Annotated in this window: 15 protein-coding genes; 8 read left to right on the top strand and 7 right to left on the bottom strand. The window is 69.3% G+C overall.

The annotated features are described in order from the left end of the window. Positions 1 to 20: 20 nt before the first annotated feature. The 4 genes from ACCD06_RS32640 to ACCD06_RS32625 all read right to left on the bottom strand — a co-directional run bounded on the left by ACCD06_RS32640 (position 21) and on the right by ACCD06_RS32625 (position 4,468). Entirely contained in the window at positions 21 to 341 is a 321-nt protein-coding gene (locus ACCD06_RS32640; RefSeq protein WP_136701041.1) for a DUF2892 domain-containing protein, read from the bottom strand. 90 nt (positions 342 to 431) lie between these two features. Continuing rightward, the gene (locus ACCD06_RS32635; protein WP_158282019.1) at positions 432 to 2,618 is read right to left on the bottom strand and encodes a hybrid sensor histidine kinase/response regulator; all 2,187 of its coding nucleotides are present in this window, start codon (positions 2,616 to 2,618) and stop codon (positions 432 to 434) included. Positions 2,619 to 2,821: 203 nt separating this feature from the next. Beyond that, positions 2,822 to 3,703, bottom strand: coding sequence for an EamA family transporter (locus ACCD06_RS32630; protein ID WP_109076193.1), 882 nt, complete (start codon positions 3,701 to 3,703; stop codon positions 2,822 to 2,824). A 96-nt stretch (positions 3,704 to 3,799) separates the two neighbouring features. Continuing rightward, a complete protein-coding gene (locus ACCD06_RS32625) occupies positions 3,800 to 4,468 on the bottom strand; it encodes a hypothetical protein (RefSeq protein ID WP_413346491.1) in 669 nt (222 codons plus the stop codon). A 109-nt stretch (positions 4,469 to 4,577) separates the two neighbouring features. Between ACCD06_RS32625 and dnaE the strand changes: the two genes are divergently transcribed. The 3 genes from dnaE to ACCD06_RS32610 are packed head-to-tail and all read left to right on the top strand — an operon-like array spanning position 4,578 to position 9,909. Further along, positions 4,578 to 8,069, top strand: coding sequence for a DNA polymerase III subunit alpha (gene dnaE, locus ACCD06_RS32620; protein ID WP_413346489.1), 3,492 nt, complete (start codon positions 4,578 to 4,580; stop codon positions 8,067 to 8,069). Next, complete coding sequence (locus ACCD06_RS32615) at positions 8,066 to 8,953, top strand: hypothetical protein (RefSeq protein WP_413346487.1); 888 nt, start codon at positions 8,066 to 8,068, stop codon at positions 8,951 to 8,953. Before dnaE ends, ACCD06_RS32615 begins: the two co-directional genes overlap by 4 nt. Next, positions 8,950 to 9,909 (top strand): DUF1624 domain-containing protein, encoded by a 960-nt coding sequence (locus tag ACCD06_RS32610; protein WP_413346485.1) that lies wholly within the window; start codon positions 8,950 to 8,952, stop codon positions 9,907 to 9,909. The genes ACCD06_RS32615 and ACCD06_RS32610 overlap by 4 nt, the downstream gene beginning before the upstream one ends. Before the next feature lie 55 nt (positions 9,910 to 9,964). Here the strand turns inward: ACCD06_RS32610 and ACCD06_RS32605 are convergent, their stop codons facing one another. Continuing rightward, entirely contained in the window at positions 9,965 to 10,417 is a 453-nt protein-coding gene (locus tag ACCD06_RS32605; protein ID WP_109076220.1) for a MarR family winged helix-turn-helix transcriptional regulator, read from the bottom strand. Positions 10,418 to 10,883: 466 nt separating this feature from the next. Between ACCD06_RS32605 and rimO the strand changes: the two genes are divergently transcribed. The 5 genes from rimO (at position 10,884) to ACCD06_RS32580 (ending at position 16,158) form a co-directional block, all read left to right on the top strand. Then, on the top strand, positions 10,884 to 12,203 hold the full coding sequence (rimO, locus tag ACCD06_RS32600; RefSeq protein ID WP_109076221.1) for a 30S ribosomal protein S12 methylthiotransferase RimO: 1,320 nt from the start codon (positions 10,884 to 10,886) through the stop codon (positions 12,201 to 12,203). Positions 12,204 to 12,242: 39 nt separating this feature from the next. Continuing rightward, a complete protein-coding gene (locus ACCD06_RS32595) occupies positions 12,243 to 12,587 on the top strand; it encodes an HNH endonuclease (protein ID WP_413346483.1) in 345 nt (114 codons plus the stop codon). An 80-nt stretch (positions 12,588 to 12,667) separates the two neighbouring features. Then, entirely contained in the window at positions 12,668 to 12,835 is a 168-nt protein-coding gene (locus ACCD06_RS32590; RefSeq protein ID WP_167393469.1) for a hypothetical protein, read from the top strand. A gap of 107 nt (positions 12,836 to 12,942) precedes the next feature. Continuing rightward, the gene (locus tag ACCD06_RS32585; RefSeq protein ID WP_109076199.1) at positions 12,943 to 13,194 is read left to right on the top strand and encodes a hypothetical protein; all 252 of its coding nucleotides are present in this window, start codon (positions 12,943 to 12,945) and stop codon (positions 13,192 to 13,194) included. Between the two features lie 174 nt (positions 13,195 to 13,368). Continuing rightward, a complete protein-coding gene (locus ACCD06_RS32580; protein WP_413346480.1) occupies positions 13,369 to 16,158 on the top strand; it encodes a response regulator in 2,790 nt (929 codons plus the stop codon). Between the two features lie 37 nt (positions 16,159 to 16,195). Here ACCD06_RS32580 and ACCD06_RS32575 read toward each other — a convergent pair whose 3' ends face one another. Together ACCD06_RS32575 and ACCD06_RS32570 are read right to left on the bottom strand one after the other, a co-directional pair. After that, positions 16,196 to 16,531 (bottom strand): hypothetical protein, encoded by a 336-nt coding sequence (locus tag ACCD06_RS32575; protein WP_109076201.1) that lies wholly within the window; start codon positions 16,529 to 16,531, stop codon positions 16,196 to 16,198. Positions 16,532 to 16,662: 131 nt separating this feature from the next. Further along, a complete protein-coding gene (locus tag ACCD06_RS32570; protein ID WP_413346477.1) occupies positions 16,663 to 17,676 on the bottom strand; it encodes an inorganic phosphate transporter in 1,014 nt (337 codons plus the stop codon). Between the last annotated feature and the right edge of the window lies 1 nt (position 17,677).

The raw sequence follows: 17,677 nt of genomic DNA, 5'->3' as shown, positions 1-17,677 counted from the left end.
CCGATCCGGCGTGGCGCCGGTCAGTAGGTCTCCGCCATGCGCGAATGGCCGACATGACCCGACTCGCCATAGGAGCCCTGGGGGCCGTCATGGCCCAGCCGGTCATGCTGGTGGCCGGACAGGCGCTCCTTGACCGGGCAGTGGCCGCTCATGCCGCGGGCGACCAGGGCGGCGCCGACCAGCCCCATGATGGCGCCGGGGATGCTGGCGCCCTTGCGCAGGCCGCCCGCCGCGACGGCGAGGCCGAGACCGGTCGAGACGATGCGCTCGCCCATGCCCAAGTTGGTGTGGCCTTCGAACACGCTGTCATAAGCGTCGCGGATCGTGGATTGGGCGTTCATGGCTGCTCCGGGGCTGAAATGGACTGGGACCGCCCTTCCAACGCCGTGACGCCCCTTCCTGTTCCCTCCGGAGACCATACGGGGCCGCGCTCAGCCCTCCACCGCCGCCATGTCGCGGATGGAGCGGACCAGCCGGGACGGCTCGATCGGCTTGGACAGCACGGTCAGCTCCACCTCCTGCGCCGCGGCGGTGGAGGTCAGATCCTCGGCATAGCCGGTGACCATCAGGATCGGCGTCGCATCGCGACGGGCGCGCAGGGTGCGGGCCATCTCCAGCCCGGTCATCCCCGGCATCATGTGGTCGGTGACGATCACGTCCGGCCGGAAGCCGTGGTCGAGCAGGGAGAGGGCCGCCGCCGCGTCGGCCGCCTCGCGCACCGCGAAACCCGCCTGTTCCAGATAGCCGGCGGTGGCGCTGCGCACCAGCTCCTCGTCATCCACCAGCAGGACGGCGCAGCCCTCGCCGATGCCGGCCGCGTCCGGCCTCGCCGTCTCCGGCGCCGGCGGGGCCGCGGATCCGACGGAAGGAGCATCCGCCTCCTGACGCGCACGCGGCAGATAAAGCGTCACCGTGGTGCCCAGCCCCTGCCGGCTGTCCAGCTCCACCCCGCCGCCGGACTGGGTCGCCAGCCCGTGCACCATGCTGAGGCCCAGCCCGGTGCCGCGCCCGACCTCCTTGGTGGTGAAGAAGGGTTCGAAGGCGCGTGCCTGCACCTCGGCCGGCATGCCGGTGCCGGTGTCGCGCACCCGCAGCACGACATAGTCGCCGGCCGCCATCCCGAGCACGGGCCCGGCGCCGACCGACCGGTTGCCGGCCAGGATCCACAGCGTGCCGCCGCCGGGCATGGCGTCGCGGGCGTTCAGCGCCAGGTTCAGCACCGCCATTTCCAGCTGGGTCGGGTCGATCATCGCCGGCCACAGGTCGGGTGCGACCTCCGTCTCGATCCGCACCGACTGGCCCAGCGTGCGGCCGAGCAGGCGGCTGACCCGCTCCACCAGCGCCGCGACGTCGACCGGGACCGGGCGAAGCTGCTGCCGGCGCGAGAAGGCCAGCAGATGCTGGGTCAGGGTTGCCCCCCGCTCCACCGCCTGCAGGGCCAGCCGCGCCGGTCCGGCGATGCGCTCGTCTTCGGTGCGGCTGTCGATGACATGCAGGTTGATGCCGATGGCCTGCAGCAGGTTGTTGAAATCATGGGCGACGCCGCCGGTCAGCTGGCCGATCGCCTCCATCTTCTGGCTCTGGCGCAGGGCGTGTTCGGCCTGCTCCCGGCCTTCCACGGCGCGGCGGGCGGCGTCCATCGCCCAGGTCGCCGCCTCGTACGCGCTGAACTGGCGGGCCAGCGCCCACAACGACAGCAGCAGCGCCGCGATGCCGGCGGTTCCGGCGGCGCCGATGGTCCAGGCCTGGATGCGCCACTCGCTCAGCACCGCGTCCAGCCTGCGGGTGACGTTGACGACCAGCGGATAGTCGGCCAGCGCCCGCGTCGCCACCAGACGGGCGCCGTCGTTCAGCCCCTTGGCGGACAGGAAGACGCCGGACTTCGCGCGCTCCAGCACCGTCAGGAACTGGCGCTGGCCCACCGCCCGGCCGATGTCCGGCATCATCGGATGGCGGGCCAGCAGGATGCCGTCGCGCCGCCACAGGCTGATGCTGCCGTCGCCGTCCGGCTGCAGCGCCTTGTAGATCCGCTCGAAATAGCTCAGTTCGATGGCGCCCAGCACCAACCCGACGAAACCGCCGTCCGGGCCGCTGATCCGGCGTGCCAGATAGATGGTCCAGCTGCCGTTGCCGCGGTTGCGCACCGGTTCGCTGATGAAGGGCTCGTCGGTATCGTGGTCGCGCAGATAGGCGAAATAATCCCGGTCGGACACGTTGACCGGCGGAATCGGGTAATAGCGCGAGAAGTTGATCAGGTGGCCGTCGGCGGCGATCATCGTCACCGCGTCCAACTGCGGCAGTCCGGAGATCCGCGCCCGCAGCATCTGGTAGGTGTCGCGCCCGCCCATCCGGCGGACATAGTCTTCGGGCGTGGCGATGCCGTCGGTCTTCAGTTGATCGATGATCGTGGTCAGCACCAGATCGACGCTCTGCGTCGCGCTGGCCGTCTGTTCCGCCAGCGACAGGTTCAGGGTGGACAGCTCGCGCTCCGCCCCCGCCAGTTCGCGCTCGCGCATGCTGACGATGTAGTGGATCGTCGCCGTCAGCAGCACGGCGACCGACAGCCCGCCGATCAGCAGCAGGATGCGCAACGGCCGGCTGGCGCGCAGATGGGCCAACCAATGATAGGCCGGCGGAACCGGCGTGCCACCGTCCGGCTGCGCGGTCCTTTCGGGAGAGATCAAAGCTTGCCTATGGTTTGGTGACGCACCGATCGACCGGAATGATCCAAAGGCCATAACGCCGCGTCAAGCTTGTCAAGGTTAATAGGACCTTGACGATTTCAGACTCCAGACCGCTGCCCCGCGGCGGGTACGAGCGATCAGGCCCGCGCCCGTACCGGGGACGGCAGCTTCAGAACCGACAGCGCCAGCCCGGCGAAGACCAGCAGCCCGCCGGCCAGCTTCGCCGCGGTGAAGGTTTCGCCCAGCAGAAGCGCGCTGGAACTCATGCCGAAGATCGGCACCAGCAGCGAGAAGGGGGCGACCAGGCTGGCCGGGTAATGCCGCATCAGGAAGCCCCAGGCGGCGAAGCCGAACAGCGTCGCCGCCGCCGCGATGTAGACCAGCGAGCCGACCCCGACCGGCGTCAGGGTGGTGAAGGCATGGACGATGCGGTCCGGCCCTTCCAGCGCCAGCGACATCGCCAGCAGTGGCAAGGGCGGGATCAGGCTGACCCAGACCATCAGGCTGAACAGGTCGGGCGCCTTGGCCTGCTTCATGACGATGTTCGACACGCCCCAGGCCGCCGCCGCCGCCAGCGTCAGGCCGAGGCCGAGCAGCGAATCGCCCGCCGGCATCTCCAGCGCGATCAGCCCGACGCCGGCGAAGGCGACGACCATGCCGCCGATCTGCCGCGGCCCCGGCCGGTCGCCCAGCACGAAGGCGGCGAAGATGGCGGTGAAGAAGGCCTGCGCCTGCAGCACCAGCGAGGCGAGCCCCGCCGGCATGCCGACGTCGATACCGAGGAACAGCAGCGGGAACTTCACCACCCCCAGCATCACGCCGATGCCGATCACATAGCGCCACGCCACCGGCGGCCCCTTGCCCCAGCCCAGCACCACCACCGGCAGCGCCGCCAGCGCGAAGCGCAGGCAGGAGAAGAGCAGCGGCGGGAAATCGCGCAATCCGACCTTGATCGCGACGAAGTTGAAGCCCCAGACGGCGGCGACCGCCACGGCGAGCAGGATGTGGGAAGCACGCATGATCGGGAGGCTAAACGGGCGCCGCGGCGGCGGTCAATCGGCGGCAGGGCGCGCCTGCCGCGTGGCTGACCTGCGCCCCGCAACCACGGGCAGGCGTCACGAATCCGCGTGCAGGATCCGGCATTCGTCCGACGCGTTGATCGCCCAGGACGATCCACCCAGCAGCATCGTGCCGAGTTCCCCCAGCCCGCTGCTGCGGAAGCTGACGCGGTGGGCGCGGGCCAGCGGCTCCATCTCCTCCAGAAAGCCTTTGGTCGGCACGGCGACATAGAGGCTGCCGTTGGGCAGGCCGCGGGCGCTCAGCGACAGGCGCGGTCCCATGTCGGCGCTGACCGTCAGGTCATAGCGTTCACCGGGCTTCACCACGGCCCCGCTGTCCGACGGGGTGAAGCCCGACAGGATGAAGCCCGATTCGACGGAGGCGGTGCGGAAGCTCAGGCGCGGCGCGGCGTTCTGCCCGACCGGAATTCCGCGCTCGGCGACGCAGAAGCGCTTGCCGCTCGGCGGCGAGTGGACGGTGACGGTCCAGCCCTTGCCGGAACCGAAGGGCTTCGCCGGCCCATCCTCCAGCCCGGCGGCGGGCGGCGGCGAGGCCGGCGGCGGCGGCACGGTCTCGCAGGCGGCGAGCGCCAGCGTCAAGCCGGCCAGCAGGGCAAACGGCGTCGCCACCCGGACGGCGCGGCGGTCCCTGAAGGCCGGCCGCAGTCGGGCGACGGGTGCAAGGTGCGGCCGATCCATCGCGGCGTCCTCCCCATCCCTGGTCATGATGCGGCGACTTCCATACCACGTTCGCATGCGCCAGCGCGACGGTCGCGGGAAGCCGCCGGCCTGTGCTAGAACCAGGGGCCCCTCTCGCAGCAAATCTCCGGTTGCCATGCCCCACGCCGACTTCATCCACCTGCGCGTCCATTCCGCCTATTCGCTGTCGGAAGGTGCGATCAAGGTGAAGGAGCTGGTCAAGCTCTGCCTGAAACAGCAGATGCCGGCCGTCGCGGTCACCGACACCGGCAACCTGTTCGGCGCGCTGGAATTCGCGCTGGCGGCATCCGATGCCGGCGTTCAGCCGATCATCGGCACCGTGCTGGGCATCACCCGCGTCGGCCCGGCCCAGACGAAGCCCGGCCTGCCCGGCAAGGCGGCGGCCACCCCCGACCAGCTCGTCCTGCTCTGCCAGAACGAGGAGGGCTACCGCAACCTGACGGCGCTGGTGTCCAAGGCCTTCCTGGAGTCGGACCCGCTGGCCGGCCCGCAGGTGACGCTGGACGCGCTGGAGGGGCGGTCCGCCGGGCTGATCGCGCTGACCGGCGGCCCCGGCGGCTCGGTCGGCCGGCTTCTGCACGAGGGGCAGAAGGATCTGGCGCTCGACGTCCTGGAACGTTTGAAGCGCCTCTTCCCCGGCCGCCTCTATGTCGAGCTGCAGCGGCACGAGGGCGGGCGCGGCCATTTCGCCACGGTGGAGAACGCCGTCGAGCCGGCGCTGATCGACCTCGCCTATGCCCACGACCTGCCGCTGGTCGCCACCAACGATTGCTATTTCGCCACCGCCGACATGTACGAGGCGCACGATGCGCTGATGTGCATCGCCGAGGGCGCCTATCTCAGCCAGGAGGACCGCCGCCGCCTGACCCCCGACCACCGCTTCAAGTCGGCGGAGGAGATGCGGCTGCTGTTCGCCGATTTGCCGGAGGCGGTGGACAACACGGTGGCCATCGCCCGGCGCTGCTCCTTCCTGCTGAAGCCGATCAAGCCGATCCTGCCGCCCTTTGCCTGCGAAGGCGGCCGGACCGAGGATGACGAGCTGCGCGCCCAGTCGCGCGCCGGCCTGGAGATGCGGCTGGAGAAGGTCGTCTTCACGCCCGACATGACGCCGGAACAGCGCGAGGAGACCCGCAAGACCTATTTCGAGCGGCTGGAGTTCGAGCTGGACGTCATCGTCAAGATGAAGTTCCCCGGCTACTTCCTGATCGTGTCGGACTTCATCAAATGGGCGAAGAACCAGGACATTCCCGTCGGTCCAGGCCGCGGGTCGGGCGCCGGCTCCGTCGTTGCCTGGGCGCTGACCATCACCGACCTCGACCCGCTGCGCTTCGGCCTGCTGTTCGAGCGCTTCCTGAACCCCGAACGCGTGTCGATGCCCGACTTCGACATCGACTTCTGCCAGGACCGCCGCGAAGAGGTCATCCGCTACGTCCAGAAGAAATACGGCTACGACCGCGTCGCCCAGATCATCACCTTCGGTAAGCTCCAGGCCCGCGCCGTGCTGCGCGACGTCGGCCGCGTGCTGCAGATGCCCTACGGGCAGGTCGACAAGATCTGCAAGATGGTGCCGAACAACCCGGCCAACCCGGTGACCTTGCAGCAGGCGCTGGACAGCGAGGAGATGCTGCGGCAGGCGCGCGACGGCGACGACACCGTGCGCCACCTGATCGACATCGCGTTGAAGCTGGAGGGTCTGTACCGCCACGCCTCGACCCACGCCGCCGGCGTGGTGATCGGCGACCGGCCCTTGCAGGAGCTGGTGCCGCTCTACCGAGACCCGCGCTCCGACATGCCGGTCACCCAGTTCAACATGAAGTATGTCGAACAGGCCGGTCTTGTGAAGTTCGACTTCCTCGGCCTGAAGACGCTGACCGTGCTGAAGACGGCGGTCGACCTGATCCCCGAGAAACCGGACCTGACCACCGTCCCGCTGGACGACGAGAAGAGCTACCAGCTGCTCAGCCGTGCCGAGGCGACCGGCGTGTTCCAGTTGGAAAGCTCCGGCATGCGCGACGTTCTGCGCCGGCTGAAGCCGAACCGGCTGGAGGACATCATCGCGCTGGTGTCGCTCTACCGTCCCGGCCCGATGGACAACATCCCGAAATACATCCGGGTGAAGAACGGCGAGGAAAAAGCCGACTACATGCATGACAGCCTGGAAGGCATCCTGAAGGAGACCTTCGGGATCATGATCTACCAGGAACAGGTCATGCAGATCGCCCAGGTGCTGTCCGGCTATTCGCTGGGCGGCGCCGATCTTCTGCGCCGCGCCATGGGCAAGAAGATCAAGGAGGAGATGGACAACCAGCGCAAGATCTTCTGCGACGGCGCCGAGGCGCGCGGCGTGAAGGCCGATCTGGCCAGCATGATCTTCGATCAGGTCATGAAGTTCGCCGGCTACGGCTTCAACAAGTCCCACGCCGCCGCCTATGCCCTGGTCGCCTACCACACCGCCTATCTCAAGGCGAACCACCCGGTGGAGTTCATGGCGGCGTCGATGACGCTCGACCTCGGCAACACCGACAAGCTGAACGTCTTCCGGCAGGAGCTGGCCCGGCTGCGCATCAAGCTGCTGACGCCGGACATCAACAAATCCGACTCCATCTTCGGGGTGGAACAGCTGCCCGACGGCACCAAGGCGGTGCGCTACGCGCTGGCCGCCGTCAAGGGCGTCGGCCAGCCCGCCATGCGGGCGGTGGTGGAGGAGCGGCGGAAGAATGGCCCCTTCAAGAGCCTGTTCGACTTCGCCCGCCGCCTGGACCTCAAGACCATCAACAAGCGCCAGCTGGAGAATCTCGCCTGCGCCGGTGCCTTCGACGGGCTGAACCCCAACCGCGCCCAGGTCCATGCCGCGCTGGAGACCATCATCCGCTACGCCCAGGCGGAGGCGGCGGAGCGCGACAGCGGCATCGGCAACCTGTTCGGCGGCGGTGGCGGCGGCCTGCCCGAACCCGAAATGCCCAAGGTCAAGGATTGGGAACCGCTGGAAAAGCTGAAGCACGAGTTCGGTGCCATCGGCTTCTACCTGTCGGCCCACCCGCTCGACGCCTATTCCGGCCCGCTCGGCCGCATGAAGGTGGTGCGCTCCGCCGAACTGCAGACCGCCATCGCGAAGGGCGGCTCCACCCGCTACAAGATGGCGGGCATCGTCGTCTCGAAGAAGGAGAAGACCGCCAAGTCCGGCAACCGCTTCGCCTTCGTCGAACTGTCGGACGCCACCGGCGGCTATGAGGTGACGCTGTTCTCCGAGGTGCTGGCCGCCAACCGCGACCTGCTGGAGCCCGGCCGCCCGGTGCTGATGACGGTGGACGCCCAGCTGAACGGCGAGGAGGTCCGCCTGACCTGCCAGGAGATCAAGCCGCTGGAGGAGGCCGTCGCCTCGGTCAGCGCCGGCCTGCGCGTGGTGCTGCGCGACCCCGGCCCGATCGAGCATCTGCGCGCCACGCTCGACCGGCTGTCGCGCGGCAAGAGCCGCATCAACGTGCTGGTGGAGGTCGACCCGCTGAAGGAGATCGAGATCGAGTTGCCCGGCAGCTACACCATCACCGCGCAAAGCCGCTCGGCCCTGAAGGCGGTGCCGGGCGTGGTGGAGGTGGCGGAGCTTTGACCGGGACGGCGGCGCCCGCCTTCGGCCGCTTCATCGCCATCGACTGGTCCGGCGCGCTGGCCAAGCGCTACGCCGGCATCGCGGTGGCGGAGTGCGTGGTGGGCGATTCCGCACCCCGGCTGGTCGAGGGTCCCGGCGGCTGGTGGTCGCGGACGGCGGTGTTCGACTGGCTGCGTGCGGAACTGCCACGAGAACCCGCCTTGGTGGGGATCGACTGCGCCTTCTCCCTGCCCTTCGCGGTGGCGGCGCGCGGCTTTCCGGGGCGCGAGGCCACCGTCTTCGACCTGTGGGACGCGGTGGAGGCGGTCTGCGCCGATGAACCCGACTTCGGCGGCGGTCCCTTCGCCAGCCACCCGCTGCACGGGCTGGGCTTCTGGCATGGCGGGCCGCAGCCGGATTGGTACGAGGACCCGCACCGCGCCACCGAATGGGCCTGCCGCGCCGACGGGCTGGGCCACCCGCAGAGCCCCTACAAGCTGATCGGCTCGCGGCAGGTCGGCAAGGGCGCCCTGGCCGGGATGCGGGTGCTGCGCGCCCTGCGAACCGCCCTGCCCGGCCGGCTGGCGGTCTGGCCCTTCGAGGATCCGGCGCCGGGGCAAAGCGTGATGGTGGAGATCTACCCGCGCCTGTTCCTCAAGCATACCGGCTTCGGCCAGCGCAAGATCCGCGACGCCGCCGAAATGGACGAGGCACTGCGCCGGCTGGGCTCGCACCCTTTGCGGCGCTCCGGTATGGTCAGCGACCATGACAGCGACGCGCTGGTGTCGGCCGCCGGCCTGCGCTGGCTCGCGGCCAAGGCGTCGGCCTGGACGCCGCCGGGACTGGACGACACCGCAAGGCGGCAAGAAGGGTGGATTTTCGGGGTGGGGACGACCGGATCATGACGGCAATCGGCATTGCGCCGGCACAACAGGACCTCGCGCGCAGCTCCCGCCGTCCGGCCATCGACGTGGCGCGCGGGCTGGCGCTGGTCGCGATGGCGGCCTATCACGGCAGCTGGGACGCCACCTATTTCGGGTTCGCCCGCTTCGACCTGCTGGGCGACCCGCTGTGGCTGGCGGCGCGCGCCGTGATCCTGTCGAGCTTCCTGCTGCTGGCCGGCATCGGGCTGGTGCTGGCGACCCGCAATGGCCTCGATCCGGGGCGCTTCCTGCGTCGTCTGGGACGGGTGGCGGCGGGGGCCGCGGCGGTGTCGGCGGCGTCCTATGCCCTGTTCCCCGACAGCCCGATCTTCTTCGGCGTGCTGCATCACATCGCGGTGGCGAGCGTCATCGGCCTCGCCTTCGTCCGCCTGCCGGCCGCCATGACCCTGGCGACGGCGGCTGCCGCGGTGCTGATCGGGACGACGCAAGGCCTCCCGCTGTTCGACAGCCCTTGGCTGCGCTGGATCGGGCTGACCACGGTGGCGCCGGACTCCAACGACTTCGTGCCGCTGCTGCCCTGGATCGGCGGTGTTCTGGCCGGGATCGGGCTGGCGCGGCTGTGGCCGGCGATGGGCGAGGGCGTCGAGGTGACCAGTGGCGCCGGGCGGCTGCTGGCCCTGGCCGGGCGGCATAGCCTCGCGGTCTATCTGCTGCACCAGCCGCTGCTGTTCGGCATCGCCTGGGCCGCGGCGCAGCTGTCGCCGGTGGAGACGCCTGCCACACGCGATTTCCAGGCGGCCTGCGTGTCGAGTTGCGAGCGCGCCGGGGTGGCGTCGGCGACCTGCACCGCCAATTGCCGCTGCGTGCAGTCGGAACTGGCGCGGATCGGGGTGTGGGAGGGGTTCGTCGCCAACCGCCTCAGCGAGCGCGATCAGCGCGGGCTGGAGGCCGCGGTCGCCGCCTGCCGCAAGCCCTGACGGCTGCGATCGGAGCGGCCCCGGTTAAGACGGCCCGGAATCGGACTGCCCTGAATCAGACAGACTGCCGCTTTTCCAGCAGGCCGCGCAGCAGGCTGGTCAGCGTCTCGGCCAGCTTGTACTGGTCGTCGCCCGCCAGTTCGGCGATGACGCCGGCGAAGTCGTTCAGCGGGTCGTGGCGCAGCAGTTCCAGCGCCTTCGGCGTCGGGTGCAGTTGGGTGACGCGGCGGTCCTCCGGAACCGGCACGCGGACCAGCAGCTCCTTGCCCACCAGCACCTCCACCATCTGCGAGGCGGCCCCGCGGGTGGTGGCGTGGAAGTCGGCGAAGGCCGACACCGTGCGCTGGCTGTTGTTGGCGCCGGCGAAATAGCGCAGCGCCGTCCACTGCGACGGCTTCAATCCGTGGGTATAACCCAGGCTGTCGGCGATGTGGGCGATCTGAAGCATGACGTCGGCGATGGCCTGCGGCGACGCGCCGCCGGCATGATCCGGTTCGGTGAAGTCCATGGCCGCTCCGATGGATCCGGCTCCCGTGACGCCGGCGCCGATGGATGCCGCGTTGTTCCGCGTCGCCATCCGGCCCGCAGCAACGCCGCGCACTTTTGCAAAGTCCATTTGTTCCACTCTATAAGGTTTAGTGGCTATACGATGGGCGTATCAAAAGGCAGGCAGCTATCGCTGTAAGGCGGCAGCCACGTCGATCATGACACCAGCACATATATTAGCGCGTTCAAACGAAAAACGGAACATCGAACACTTCATCTTTTTGTTGCAAATTGTCGCATCGCTTTGAGCCCGGCAAGAGAAGCCGAGTTCCCGGACTCCAGGCAAACGCAGGCGGAATCGGCATATCGGCCATGCCGACTCGCTTCGTCGCCATGTTTCACTGGCGTAATCTTCGATTCGGCGGTATACGCGCGCGATGACCACATCCCCCGTTCCGAAGTCCGCATCGCCGGCCGCCGCCCAGACCATGGGCGCCCCGAAGGTCGGCATCGTCAGCCTCGGCTGCCCCAAGGCGCTCGTCGATTCAGAGCGCATCCTCACGCGCCTGCGCGCGGAGGGGTACGAGATCTCCCCCAGCTACGACGGCGCGGACGTCGTGCTGGTCAACACCTGCGGCTTCCTCGACAGCGCCAAGAAGGAGTCGCTGGACGCCATCGGCGAGGCGATCAAGGAGAACGGGCGGGTCATCGTCACCGGCTGCATGGGCGTGGAATCGGACATGATCCGGCAAATCCACCCCGACGTGCTGGCCGTCACCGGTCCGCACCAGTATGAACAGGTGGTCAGCGCGGTGCATGACGCCGTGCCGCCGACGCACAACCCCTTCACCGATCTGGTGCCGCCGGAAGGGCTGCGGCTGACCCCGCGCCACTACGCGTACCTGAAGATTTCCGAGGGCTGCAACAACCGCTGCAGCTTCTGCATCATCCCCAGCCTTCGCGGCGATCTGGTCAGCCGGCCGATCCATTCGGTCCTGCGCGAGGCGGAGAAGCTGGCGGTCGCCGGCGTCAAGGAACTGCTGGTCATCTCCCAGGATACCAGCGCCTATGGCGTCGACGTGAAGTACAAGACGGAGAAATGGTACGACCGCGAGGTCCGCACCCGCTTCTTCGACCTGTGCAACGAGCTGGCGAATTTCGACCTGTGGGTCCGCCTGCACTACGTCTACCCCTATCCGCATGTGGACGAGGTCATCCCGCTGATGGCGGAGGGCAAGATCCTCCCCTATCTCGACATCCCGTTCCAGCACGCCTCGCCCACCGTGCTGAAGGCGATGCGCCGCCCGGCCGCCCAGGAAAAGCAGCTGGACCGCATCCGCAAGTGGCGTGACGAGTGCCCGCATCTGGTCCTGCGCTCCACCTTCATCACCGGCTTCCCCGGCGAGACGGAGGAGGACTTCCAGTTCATGCTGGACTGGCTGAAGGAAGCCCAGCTCGACCGGGTCGGCTGCTTCAAGTACGAGCCGGTGGAGGGCGCGACCGCCAACGATCTGCCCGGGGCCGTCCCGGAAGAGGTCAAGCAGGAGCGTTGGGAGCGCTTCATGGAGACGCAGAAGGCGATCAGCGCCGAGCGGCTCCAGCAGAAGGTCGGCTATACGCTGGGCGTGCTGATCGACGAGGTCGACGAGGAGGGCGCCATCGGCCGCTCCTACGCCGATGCGCCGGAGATCGACGGCAACGTCTTCCTGAACGGCGAGACCGGCCTGAAGCCGGGCGACATGGTCGACGTCACCATCGAGCATGCCGACGAATACGACCTGTGGGGCAGCGTCGAGCGCGACCTGTAACCCTGGCCAACCGCCAATGACACGCTGATGGAGAGCGCCATGCCCGTGACGCCGGACGATGCCAGGCTGATGGACGTCCAGCAGGGCGGGCGCTGCTTCTTCTGCGACGGGCCGGTGGGGGCGAAAGCCACCTTCGACCATCTGATACCCCAGGCCTATGGCGGGATCGACGATCCGGCCAACGTCGTGCTGGCGCACCGCCGCTGCAACCAGCGCAAGGAAGACCGGCTGCCGACCGGGGAGGAACTCGACCGCTTCTTCGCGCTGCGCCGCTCCAGCCGGCTCGGCATCTGGCCTCCCTTGCGCGCGCTGCGCGATGCGGACGAGTGGGCGGAGGAGGAGCGGTGGATGGCGGTGGCGCAGGCGATTGCCCGGCAAAGCTGAGGTCAACCGCAACCACGACCGAAACCAATGCCGGCCGATCCGGTTAAGGGGGGACACCTTATATAAGGGAGACTCACCCGATGACCGGCCAGCAGAACAAGCAGCCCCACACCGAACAGACCGTCCGCCACACCGAGGGCGAGCAGAACACCGGCAACCACAAGAAGCCGGACGCCCCCGACGCCAAGGGCGCCGACCGCTTCGGCGGCACCCGCGCCGGTGCCGAAAACGTCGAACCCAAGAAATAAGCCTTTTCGGGCTGGCATCGCACCGCCGGCCTGTGCGAGATCCGGGGGACGGCATCCAGGGACCCAATTCTCCCTCGTGACCGCCCCCACTTCGCACCCGTGACCTGATGGCCCCTTCGATCTTCAAGCGCTACAAGCTCCACTTCACCCGCCCGCTGCCGGGTTTGCGTCCGGGACGGCCGGAACGCGACGCCATGGTGGAACGGGTGCGGCGGCTGGCCAGCGAGAACGGCATGGCCGGCGACCTGCACACGATCGCCCCCAACGCCGGCTTCGGCATCCTCGAAATCCGCTGCACCGAACGTCTGGCCCGCCGCCTGTCCGACCTGTCGGAGATCGAAACCGTTCAGGAAGCCTGACCATCCCTCCTGAAAATCGGCGGGCCATCAGGACAAACCCCAGGGGTCCGCCCGGTCGAATCCGGCATCCGACCGCCCGGATTCGTGATAGTTTGAGCCTGAAGCATTGTTCGGGCCGCACCGCGCATTGGGACATGAGGGCGGCACATAAGGGCGGCATAAGAAGGGGGATTCGTGGGACGCTTCCTACGGGGCGCGCTGGTGATGGTCGTGGTGCTGGCCGCGTTGGCGGGCAATGCGGGCCACCGGATCTACCACGATTACCAGGACACGCTGCAGCGCCGCTTCGCCATGGTCCGGGACATGGCCCGGCTGGTCGACGACCATGTCCACCGCACGGTGCACACCGCCGATGTTGCGCTCGACCAGACCGCTGCGATGGTGGCGGAAGCCGGCGGCCCGCAGAAGGTCCGCGACCTGAAACATTGGACCCGGCTGCGCGAATATGCCGCCCAGGTCGAGGGCGCCGACGCCATCTGGATCTATGACGCCGACGGCCGGGCCGTTCTCGAATCGGCCAGCTTTCCCAACCGCATCGCCGACTTCGCCGATCCGTCCGGGCTGGAGGCCCTGCGCGGCGGCGCGCGCCTGCATGTCGGTGCGGCGCAGACCGTCCGCAGCGGCGGCCAGCCGCCGGTCTTCCCGGTCTCGCGTCCCCTGTATGACGATGAAGGGCGTTTCGTCGGGATGGCGTCGGCAACGATCCGGGTGGACTCGCTGACAGATTTCTACGCCCTGCTGGGTGTCGAGTTCGATCCGCTGATCGGCGTCTACGGCCCGGCCGGCGAGGTCATCGCCCGCCGCCCGGCCACCCTGGAGTCGGCAGGCAAATCGGTGGCCGGCGGGCTGCTGTTCCAATCCAAGCTGCGTGAGGCGCCGGAAGGGCAGTTCCTGCTGCAATCGGTGCTGGACGGGGTGTCGCGCATCGCCGCCTACCGGACGGTGCGCGATTATGGTCTGGTGGTGCTGACCGGCATCGGCCGGGACGAGGCGATGGCCGACTGGCGCACCCGTACCCTGCACACGGTGCTGGAGACGATCGTCGGGTTGCTGGCGATCCTGGCGATGCTGGGCTGGGGCCTGCGCTACCTCGACCGCGAGCGCAAGGCGCAGGTGGCTCTGGCCGAGGCGCACAGCGCCGTGGAGCGGACCAGCGCCGAGCGCGACGAGACCGCGCGACTCGCCGCCGAGCTGGACAAGGCCCGCGACATGGCGGAGACCGCGCGCCGGGCCGCCGAGGCCGCCAACCATGACAAGAGCGAGTTCCTGGCCGGCCTGAGCCACGAGTTGCGCACGCCGCTGAACGCGGTGATCGGCTTCTCCGACCTGATCGCCCGCGAGGCGGAAGGGCCGGTCGGCACGCCCTCCTACCGGCAATATGCCGCCAATGTCCGCGATTCCGGCCAGCATGTGCTGGAACTGATCAACGAGATCCTCGACCACGCGCGGGCGGAAGCCGGGGCGCTGACGCTCGAGGAAGGACCTTGCGACCTGGAGGATGCCGCCGATTTCGCCGTGCGCATGCTGACCCCGCGGGCCGAACACGCCGGCGTGCTTCTGTCGGCGGTGGTGGAACCGGCGGTGCGCAACCTGCACGGCGACGACCGCCGCATCCGCCAGATCCTGCTGAACCTGATCGCCAACGCGGTGAAATACACGCCGTCGGGCGGGTCGGTGACCCTGTCCGCCGCCCTGGACGACGGCATGCCGGTGATCCGCGTCATCGACACCGGGCTTGGCATCCCGGCCGAGGACATCGACCGCGTGCTGGAGCCCTTCGCCCGTGCCGGGAACGCCGCCAGTCGCGAAGCGGAGGGCACCGGGCTGGGCCTGCCTCTGACCAAACGGCTGGTCGAACTGCATGGCGGCACTCTCGCTCTGCGCAGCACGCTGGGCGTCGGCACCACGGTGACGGTGCGCCTGCCGGCGAGCCGCCTGCTGCCGGCGGAGCCGGCCCCCAGGGAGGCCGGGACGCCGCCGGTGGGGCCCGCCGCCACCCAGAATTCTGTCCCGGACCTTACCCCGGATACCGCCGTGAATTTTGCCGCGCCGCCTCCCGCTCCGGCCGCCGTTCCGTCCTGGCCGCCGTCCTCCGGGCCGCTGTCGGTCCTGCTGGTGGACGACGACCCGACGGTGCGCGACATGGTGGCCGGGCTGCTGCGCGGCTGGGGGCATCGGGTGATCGCGGCGGCCAACGCCAACGAGGCGCTGGTGGTGCTGGACGGGCCTGAGCCGCTGGACCTGCTGCTGAGCGACGTCGTCATGCCGCCGGGCATGGACGGGACGGAACTGGCGCGGCACGCCGCCCGCATGCGCCCCGGCCTGCCGGTGCTGCTGGCCTCCGGCTTCGCCGCCCATGCCGCCGGCACCCCGTCCGCCTTCGGCCCCGACGTCGCGATGATCGCCAAGCCCTTCGCCATCGACGACCTGCGCCGGCAGCTCGCCCGCATTGCCGCCCGGCAAGGCGGCGCCGCACGTCCGGCGACGGCCGCCGGTCTGCCCTCCCCGTCCCCCGCGGCCCGTCCCGCCGCCCATCCGACTGCCCCTGCCACCGAAGAACGCTCCCCCGGACCACTGCGCCTGCTGATCGCCGAGGATTTGGCGATCAACCGCGAACTGCTGGCCGCGCTGTTCCGCGACAGCGGTTACGCCATCGATCTGGTGGCCGACGGAGCCGCGGCGGTGGAGGCGGTGGAAGCCGGCGACTACGACCTCGTGCTGATGGACGTGCAGATGCCGGGCATGGATGGGCTGGAGGCGAGCCGCGCCATCCGCGCGATGCCGCCGCCGCGCGGCGACCTGCCGATCCTGGCGCTGACCGCCGGTTCGTCCCAGGAGGAGCGGCGCGAATGCCGCGAGGCCGGGATGAACGGGCATGTCGGCAAGCCCTATGACCGCGAGGTCCTGCTGCGTCAGGTCGCCCGCATGCTGGACGCCACGCGGAGCCGCACCGGCACCGCCTGAGGTCGGCGCAGCCTGAAGCCGCTCAGCCTGAAACCGCTCAGGGCTGGTCGAACACCCGCGGGAAATGGGCGAGCCGGCGGCCGAACAGGCTCTGCGGCGCGGAGTCGGTCGCCGCCGGCGCCGTCTGCGCCTGCGCCATCGCGGGGGGCATCGCCGCGTTGGCCGGAAGCGCCGTCACCGGCAGGGGCGTGGACGACAACGCGCGCGCCGAGGTCGGGCGGGGGCGGCGTTCGGACTTCTCGGGCGGGGCGTAGAAATGCAGGGTCAGCTGGCCGTCGGCTTCCGCCGCATAGGGCAAGCCGGGGACCGTCCGGCGTTCGGTGCCGGGAAACACATACTGCTCACCTTGATCGGTGCGTTCGATATGCGGCATGACCGGTATCCTGTCTCCACCGCACCGATCCTGCCGTTCCCGCCCTTGCGGGTCAAGGCCGCGCTGCATCACGAAGGGCTTATCCGTTCGCCCCATCGTTCTGCGGGCGTTCTCCCCCCGGAAAGGCGCCCTTACGGGCGCAGCAGGGCGGCGACCAGCAGGTAGGACAGCCAGGCGACGATGCCGGAGGCGGGAATCGTCAGCACCCAGGCCCAGACGATTCGGCCCGCCAGCCCCCAGCGCACCGCCGAGGTGCGGCGGGCGGAGCCGACGCCGACGATGGCGCCGGTGATGGTGTGGGTGGTCGACACCGGAATGCCCAGCCACGTCGCGCCGAACAGGGTGATGGCGCCCGCCGTCTCGGCGCAGAAGCCCTGATAGGGCTTCAGGTCGGTGATGCGCGAGCCCATGGTGCGGACGATGCGCCAGCCGCCCATCATCGTGCCCATGCCCATCGCCACCTGACAGGCGATGATGACCCAGAAGGGGACGTGGAAGGTATCGCCCAGCATGCCCTGGCTGAACAGCAGCACGGCGATGATGCCCATCGTCTTCTGCGCGTCGTTGCCGCCATGGCCCAGGCTGTAGAGCGCCGCCGAAACCAGCTGCAGATGGCGGAACTGGCGGTCGACCGTGAAGGGGGCGGCCCGGCGCAGCGCCCAGGACGCCACCAGCATCAGGAACAGCGCCAGCAGCAGGCCGATGCCGGGCGACAGCACGATGGCGACCGCCGTCTTGGTGAAGCCGCTGGCGACGATGGCGCCGAATCCCGCCTTGGCGATGCCGGCCCCGGCGATGCCGCCGACCAGCGCGTGCGACGAGGAGGACGGCAGCCCGAGATACCAGGTGATCAGGTTCCAGCCGATGGCGCCGATCAGCGCCGCCAGGATCACCGCCGGGTCCATTACCAGCGGATCGACCAGCCCGGTGCCGATGGTGGTGGCGACATGCAGGCCGAAGAACAGGAAGGCGATGAAGTTGAAGAAGGCCGCCCACAGGACCGCCAGCTTGGGCGACAGCACGCGGGTCGACACCACGGTGGCGATGGAGTTCGCCGCGTCGTGCAGGCCGTTGATGAAGTCGAAGGCGAGCGCCACCAGAATGATGAGGACGATCGCCGGCAGACCGAGTTGCAGGGCCTCCATC

This window comes from Azospirillum sp. CT11-132 (assembly GCF_047302835.1).
Lineage (GTDB): Bacteria > Pseudomonadota > Alphaproteobacteria > Azospirillales > Azospirillaceae > Azospirillum.
Note: the sequence above shows the minus strand (reverse complement) of the source record. Positions and strands in the feature narration are given on the sequence as shown.

Bases quoted from the DNA above. Each gene is read 5' to 3' on its own strand.
- rimO (WP_109076221.1), top strand. From the start codon at position 10,884: ATGGGCGCCCCGAAGGTCGGCATCGTCAGCCTCGGCTGCCCCAAGGCG.
- ACCD06_RS32610 (WP_413346485.1), top strand. From the start codon at position 8,950: ATGACGGCAATCGGCATTGCGCCGGCACAACAGGACCTCGCGCGCAGC.
- ACCD06_RS32595 (WP_413346483.1), top strand. From the start codon at position 12,243: ATGCCCGTGACGCCGGACGATGCCAGGCTGATGGACGTCCAGCAGGGC.
- ACCD06_RS32590 (WP_167393469.1), top strand. From the start codon at position 12,668: ATGACCGGCCAGCAGAACAAGCAGCCCCACACCGAACAGACCGTCCGC.
- ACCD06_RS32575 (WP_109076201.1), bottom strand. From the start codon at position 16,531: ATGCCGCATATCGAACGCACCGATCAAGGTGAGCAGTATGTGTTTCCC.
- ACCD06_RS32585 (WP_109076199.1), top strand. From the start codon at position 12,943: ATGGCCCCTTCGATCTTCAAGCGCTACAAGCTCCACTTCACCCGCCCG.
- ACCD06_RS32605 (WP_109076220.1), bottom strand. From the start codon at position 10,417: ATGGACTTCACCGAACCGGATCATGCCGGCGGCGCGTCGCCGCAGGCC.
- ACCD06_RS32570 (WP_413346477.1), bottom strand. From the start codon at position 17,676: ATGGAGGCCCTGCAACTCGGTCTGCCGGCGATCGTCCTCATCATTCTG.
- ACCD06_RS32625 (WP_413346491.1), bottom strand. From the start codon at position 4,468: ATGACCAGGGATGGGGAGGACGCCGCGATGGATCGGCCGCACCTTGCA.
- dnaE (WP_413346489.1), top strand. From the start codon at position 4,578: ATGCCCCACGCCGACTTCATCCACCTGCGCGTCCATTCCGCCTATTCG.
- ACCD06_RS32630 (WP_109076193.1), bottom strand. From the start codon at position 3,703: ATGCGTGCTTCCCACATCCTGCTCGCCGTGGCGGTCGCCGCCGTCTGG.
- ACCD06_RS32640 (WP_136701041.1), bottom strand. From the start codon at position 341: ATGAACGCCCAATCCACGATCCGCGACGCTTATGACAGCGTGTTCGAA.